The sequence below is a fragment of the Streptococcus mitis genome (assembly GCF_001579035.1).
GTDB lineage: Bacteria > Bacillota > Bacilli > Lactobacillales > Streptococcaceae > Streptococcus > Streptococcus mitis_J.
This window is the reverse complement of the sequence record NZ_KQ970286.1, coordinates 117,680-124,304: the sequence shown is the minus strand read 5'-3', so window position 1 is coordinate 124,304 and position 6,625 is coordinate 117,680. Positions and strand designations below refer to the sequence as shown.

5 protein-coding genes, 1 tRNA gene, 1 other RNA gene and 1 pseudogene are annotated in these 6,625 nt (G+C 42.0%); 1 reads left to right on the top strand and 7 read right to left on the bottom strand.

Translation table 11 applies throughout. The features are described 5' to 3' along the window. The 4 genes and pseudogenes from SMIDD26_RS13570 to SMIDD26_RS02870 form a co-directional block, all read right to left on the bottom strand. On the bottom strand, positions 1-1,270 hold a 1,270-nt coding region (locus SMIDD26_RS13570), incomplete at its 3' end, for a DNA translocase FtsK (protein WP_134990146.1). An 88-nt stretch (positions 1,271-1,358) separates the two neighbouring features. Continuing rightward, entirely contained in the window at positions 1,359-3,311 is a 1,953-nt protein-coding gene (locus tag SMIDD26_RS02880) for a fructose-specific PTS transporter subunit EIIC (protein ID WP_061438844.1), read from the bottom strand. Next, positions 3,308-4,221, bottom strand: a pseudogene (gene pfkB / locus SMIDD26_RS02875) (1-phosphofructokinase). Before pfkB ends, SMIDD26_RS02880 begins: the two are co-directional and overlap by 4 nt. Then, entirely contained in the window at positions 4,218-4,958 is a 741-nt protein-coding gene (locus SMIDD26_RS02870) for a DeoR/GlpR family DNA-binding transcription regulator (protein WP_061438843.1), read from the bottom strand. Before SMIDD26_RS02870 ends, pfkB begins: the two are co-directional and overlap by 4 nt. Positions 4,959-5,119: 161 nt before the next feature. On the opposite strand from SMIDD26_RS02870, the gene SMIDD26_RS02865 reads away from it, so the two are divergent. Next, positions 5,120-5,207, top strand: a tRNA-Ser gene (locus SMIDD26_RS02865). A gap of 194 nt (positions 5,208-5,401) precedes the next feature. On the opposite strand, the gene ssrA is transcribed toward SMIDD26_RS02865, so the two are convergent. The 3 genes from ssrA to SMIDD26_RS12590 form a co-directional block, all read right to left on the bottom strand. Further along, positions 5,402-5,749: a transfer-messenger RNA gene (gene ssrA / locus SMIDD26_RS02860) on the bottom strand. Between the two features lie 61 nt (positions 5,750-5,810). Beyond that, entirely contained in the window at positions 5,811-6,446 is a 636-nt protein-coding gene (locus SMIDD26_RS02855) for an SGNH/GDSL hydrolase family protein (RefSeq protein WP_061438842.1), read from the bottom strand. A gap of 1 nt (position 6,447) precedes the next feature. Further along, the coding region (locus SMIDD26_RS12590; protein WP_246746897.1) for an HAD family hydrolase at positions 6,448-6,625 on the bottom strand (178 nt) is incomplete at its 5' end.

Below are 6,625 nucleotides of genomic sequence, written 5' to 3'. Positions count from 1 at the left end.
CCAAGAGATTTTCTGCTTTCGTTTGAGATTGTTCCCATAGTTCGCGGAAGGATACAGTCGCAATCTCAGAGTTAGGAACTTCGATTCCGACTAAAGATTTCCCTGGGATAGGTGCTTCGATTCGGACATCCTTGGCTGCCAAGGCTAGAGCGAGGTCATCTGCGAGATTGGAAATGCGGTTGACCCTTACACCCACTGCAGGCTTGACTTCATACTTGGTCACTGATGGCCCAATTTCGGCCCGTTCAACCGTTACCTTGATACCAAAGCTAGCAAAGGTTTCTTCAAGGATTTTGATATTTTCACGAACGATTTTCTTCTCTTTAGACTGGTCTTTTGGTTTATCTGGGGCAAAGAGTTGTAAGCTTGGAAGTTTGTATTCGAGGGCTTCTTTGGCTGAAAAATCAACCTGAACATCTTCGTCATCTGAGCCTTCTTCCTGCTCAGGGAATTCAAGCTCTGGTTGAGGCAGGATGATTTCTGGTTCCACCCACTCTTCTTCTGGAACAGGAGGAATGTCAAGCACAACATCATCAGTCAGAATTTCACCCGTTTCCATATCAACAGAAGGCAAATCGAGTAAGACTTTTTCAGCCTTTTCTTGTTCTAATCTAGCCTCTTCCTCAGCCTTTTGGCGAGCTTTTTCTTCTTGTTTGACAAAGCGTTCCTCTTTTCGACGCTCATGCCCTTCTCGCCATTTAACAAATCCTCTACTGAAAAATTCAGCAATATCATAAACAGACCAAGGACTGACTAGGAGGGCACCCACTAAAATCAAGATAGAACCAATAAAGTAAGTGCCGATATTTGAAAAGAGAAAGGCGGTTGGAATATAAAGAGCGACCCCAATCAAGCCCCCTCCAGCAAAACTGGTCGTTCGAAAGCCAGTCAAATCCGTCACAATCTGAGCCATGGTTCCTTTTAAAACCGACTTATCCAAACCATATTTCCAAACTAAGTAGGCCTCAAAAATCAAGAGCAAGCCAGCAAATATGGTGAAAAATCCTGATAAGAGTCCTTCCTGTTTTCGTATCCACTTGAAAAAGAAGAGATAAATTAAGAGAGCAAATATTGCCAGATAAGCTAGGCTCCCCACCAGCAAGCGAATTAAATTGTAAAGAGTTATACCCGCAGCCCCTAATTTAAAAGCTGCAAAAACCAATAAAATCGCGATTCCTAATGAAATCAACATTCGTTGAATCGCTTCTTTTCTTTCGAGTTCTGCTTTAGACGGTCTCCGTCTTGTTTTACTTGTATTCTTGTTTGCCATTCTTCTATTATACCATATTTCACAGGCATTTCGGAAAGAGAAAAAGACTGCACCAAACGGTCCAATCTTTTCATTTTATATCTATTTTTTATGCTTGGAGTTTACGTAGGTAACCATAGACCACTCCACTTACAATTGCTCCTACTAAGACAGAAACGAGGTAAAGAAGAGCATTTGAAGTAAGGGCGATAACGAAGATTCCTCCGTGTGGCGCCATGAGTTTGATACCAGTAAGACCAACAAGTCCACCTGCTACTGCTGAACCAAGAATGAAACTTGGAATCGCACGAGCTGGGTCAGCGGCACCAAATGGAATTGCTCCCTCAGTGATGAATGACAAGCCCATGATGATGTTTGTCAAACCAGAGTTGCGTTCTTCTTTAGTAAATTTATCTTTGAAAAGAAGAGTTGCGACAAAGATTGCAAGTGGTGGCACCATTCCTCCAGCCATAACTGCTGCCATGGCTACAGAACCACCTGAAGAAACAGTCGCTGCAAGCGTACCTGTACCAAAGACATAGGCAGCTTTGTTAACTGGTCCACCCATATCGACAGCCATCATTCCACCAAGGACGATACCGAGAAGGACAGCTGAACCGCCTCCAAGACCTCCTAGGAAGTCATTCATAGCAGTGTTGATTGCGGCCATTGGGATATTCACAGCTAGCATGACAAATCCAGTCAAGATTGTTCCAAGAAGTGGCAAGAGAAGAATTGATTTTGCACCTTCAAGTGAACGAGGAACTTTAACGTATTTCTTGATAGCAAGCACTAAAGCACCTGCGATAAATCCACCAACAAGGGCACCTAGGAAACCAGATGAGACACCTGCAAGAGTTGAAGTTGCTTCACCACCTGCGGCATAAGGAATTTTACCAAAGGCAAAACCTTCTTTGGCAATAGCACCAGCCACGAAACCTGCTACCAAACCTGGTTTTTCAGCGATAGAGTAGGCAACATAGCCTGCAAAGACTGGAAGCATCAAACCAAAGGCAGCTCCACCAATTTTCATGAACATAGAAGCTAACTCATGATAGGAACCAAGATTACCAAGATTTTCATTTGGAACACCCAAAGCACCGTCAATCAAGAAGGCAAGGGCAATCATGATACCACCGCCAATAACAAATGGCAACATTTGAGATACACCACTCATCAAGTGTTTGTAGAAGGCACCACCAAGGCTTTGTTTTTCGTTAGAGGCTGTTGCAACTTTTGCTCCATTAGCGGCACGGTAGACTTCCGCATCTCCTGAAAGAGCCAACTTAATCAATTCTTCCGTCTTACGGATACCGTCAGCAACTGGACGATTGATCAATGGTTTGCCATCGAAACGATCCATTTCAACGGCCTTGTCTGCTGCGATGATAACAGCTTTAGCCTTACGGATGTCCTCAGCAGTTAGTTGATTTCCAACACCGCTAGCACCGTTGGTTTCGACCTTAATTCCAACACCCATTTCAGCAGCCACTTTTTGAAGTGCTTCTTGGGCCATGTAAGTGTGAGCAATACCTGTTGTACAAGCTGTAACAGCCACGATAAAGTCATCAGAGTCATTAGCAGGTGCTTGAACTGGCTCCTCAGCTTTTTCTGAAGCTTGGTCAAAGAGTTCAATGACTTGGTCAGCTGATGTTACTTGACGAAGTTTGTCAGCAAAACCGTCTTTCATCAAGTATTGAGACAATTCTGCCAAGGCAGCCAAGTGAGTATCATTGGCACCTTCTGGAGCTGCAATCATAAAGAAGAGGTCAGTTGCTTGTCCATCCAAGCTCTCGTAGTCAACACCTTTGTTTGACTTAGCAAAGAGAACTGTCGCTTCTTTTACAGCAGAGTTCTTGCTGTGTGGCATAGCAATTCCGTCACCCAAACCAGTAGAAGTCAAAGCTTCACGCGCCAAAATGCCTTCTTTAAAGGTTTCAAAATCTGTCACATAACCGTGGTCTGTCAAGCTTTTAATCATCTCTTCAATGACAGCTGTTTTTTCAGTCGCCTGCAAATCCAGCAACATGACATCTTTTCTCAATAGGTCTTGAATTTTCATCGTTTTTCTACCTCAACTTTTTCATATGTTTCTTTAATAAATTCTGCTGTTGCCAAGTCATCTGAGAAGGTGGTTGCCGTTCCACAAGCCACTCCCCATTTGTAAGGCTTCTACTGCATCTTTTGTATTTGACAAATTCACCTGTAAATCCAGCAACCATAGAGTCACCGGCTCCAACTGAATTTTTCACTGTTCCTTTGATTGGTTTAGCAAAGTAAGCTCCCTCACATGTGACAAGAAGGGCACCGTCCCCAGCCATAGAGATAATGACGTTTTGAGCACCTTTAGCCAGTAACTCACGAGCATAGTTCTCAATTTCATCTAAACTTTCGAGTTTAACCCCAAAAATCGCTCCAAGTTCATGATTATTTGGTTTGACTAAAAGTGGCTGATAGTCCAAACTATCAATCAAGGTCTGTCCTTCAAAATCACAAACGACTTGCGCACCCGTCTGACGGGTCAAGGCAATCAAATCCTTGTAAATGACATTGCCCAGATTTTTAGCACTTGAACCCGCAAACACCACCGTATCTTCTGCTGTCAGACTAGATAAAATAGCTTTCAATTCTTCTAGCTGAGCTGGTTCCACATTTGGACCCGTTCCGTTGATTTCTGTTTCTTGGTCTGCTTTGATTTTAACATTGATACGAGTATCTTCTGCCACTTGGACAAAACGTGTCTCGATTTCTTCATCAGCCAAAGTATCTGTGATAAATTTACCAGTAAAGCCACCGATAAATCCAGTCGCTGTATTTGGAATATCCAAGCGTTTCAAGACACGACTGACATTGATTCCTTTCCCACCAGCAAACTTATCATCACTGTCCATACGATTGACACTACCGACTTGGACTTGGTCCAAACGAACGATATAGTCAATGGATGGATTGAGTGTGACTGTATAAATCATACTTCTATTACCTCCGTTTTCTCCTTAATAGCCTGCAAGAGCTCATGCCCTTGACTTGTGATAACAATAGCTCGATTGAGTGGTGCTACCTTGGCAAAGCAAGTTTGTCCAATTTTTGACGAATCGACCAAGACATAGGTCTGTTTGGCATTCTCTAAAATAGCACGCTTAACAGCCCCCTCCTCCATATCAGGAGTCGTATAATAGCCATCGTCCACACCATTCATCCCAATAAAGGCACGGTCAAAGTGCAATTGGTTAATCTGGTTGAGAGCAACGCCCCCGATGCTCGCATCTGTCGCCATCTTGACACTTCCTCCAACTATGACAGTTGGAATCTGCTTTTCAACCAACTGAGCGGCATGGTGAATGGAGTTGGTCACAACAGTAATATTCTTATTGACCAATTCATGAATCAAAAAAGCAGTTGTTGTTCCAGCATCGATAAAGATGACATCTTGTTCCTTGATGAGAGAGGCTGCTTTCTGAGCCAGCAACTTCTTCTCTTGAAGGTTTTTGACAGATTTTTCTTGAATGGTTTCTTCTTCCTGCAAGGAATGAGGCAATTCTGCTCCACCATGCACGCGACGAAGCTTGTTTTCTGCTTCCAATTCATCCAAGTCTCTTCGAACCGTTGACTCTGAGGTCTCTAGCAAACTAACTAATTTCTCTAGAGAAACTACATGATGTTGATTCAACTCCTCTAAAATCAGTTGCTTCCGCTCTGTTTTTAACACCGAATCACCTCCTGTTATTGTTTACACTATTCATTCTATCATACTTTATTTCAAAGTCAAGCATCTTTTATCATTTTCTTTCAAATTCTATCATTTTTCTTATTTCCAGAATTTTTATTGCAAGATAAGAGCCTTTATGGTAGACTATTGGAGTAAGTATTGGAAGATTACTCAAGAGGCTTAAGAGGCCGTGTTGGAAACGCGGTAGGCGTGTAACAGCGTGCGTGGGTTCGAATCCCATGTCTTCCGTGAAAAAGAAAAATTATTTTTTGGATGCAACAAATGTTGTATCTTTTTTTATCGCTTTTTTAAAAATAGGGTCTATTTGTGATTCCTTTGTTGTACCCTTTTTCGCAAAAGAATACTAAGGAATACCAAAGATAAAAATAAAAAACGTTGATTTAACAACGTTTTACCAAGGAATGCAAAAAAATGCAAAGGAATAATGGAGCCGGTGGGAGTCGAACCCACGTCCAAACACCTGCCAACATATTTGTCTACAACCATAGGTTATGTATTATGTTAACAGTCCCTCGACACATAACTCAAGCCTAGAAACTGCGAGTCTATCAATCTCTTATCAAGCCGCTAGACAAGACTCAATCGTATCTCGCTAATAATAAGACCTGTCATTGAACACGAGCAATCCAAATCGGGTCACGCCTGCTGGTTTTTAGGCAGCTAGAGCGTAAGAAGTGTTATTTTTTGCAGTTATATTTAACTGAGCGTTTACGTCGCCACACGAGTCGCAAAATATGCCTCATAATGCCTGTCGAATCCGTAACGACCCCAAAAGACAATAGAACCATTATACCTCATCTAACTCAAAAATGCAAAAAGGAAATCAACTAACTACACAAGATAGTCTTTCAAGGCTTTTGTCAAAACCTGATAACCAGTAACACTAAGGTGCAGTCCATCAGTTGTATATTCTTTTTTGAGTTGGCCTGCTTGGTCTGTCAAACTATCAAAAACTGGCACAAATTCTACCTGCATATAGGTAGAGGCAAGCTCTTGATAGGCTTGATTCCATTTCTGAATTTTTTCATTCGAGCGGATATAGACTGTCTGCTTGTACTCCTCGCCTTCATTAACTGGCAAAATAGAAAGCAATTTCATTTCTGTCAATGGATAGTCGCGAACAATGGATTGAATGATAGCTTCGAGATTATTGAGAGCCTCATTCACAGGCACATCTTTTCCAATATCATTTGTCCCAATCAAAAGGACAATCTTATCTACTGCTCCACCGTACAGATGCGCATCTAGATTTTCTAATAACAGCCCTGTCTGATACCCTCGAATGCCTCGATTGACAATCGTCTTTGAAGTACCAAACAACTCCTGCAGAGGATAATATTCGACAATGGAATCCCCAATAAAGAGAATATCTGGCTCTACAACTGAAACCTGATTTAGATGACGATACTTGGTTTGGATTTTTTCTTGTTCCTTAAGGAGCCAATTTTCTAATAACTGTATTGCCACTTCATTCTCCTTTTTCTAACCAGTTTTCCAATACTTGATAAACTCCTCCTTGGCTATTGGCTGGCGCTAGAGCCGTCGCAACAGCTTTGGCTTTATCATCAGCATTTTCCATCGCATAGGCAATTCCAGCCATTTCAAGCATTTCAACATCATTTTCACTGTCACCAAAAGCCATGATT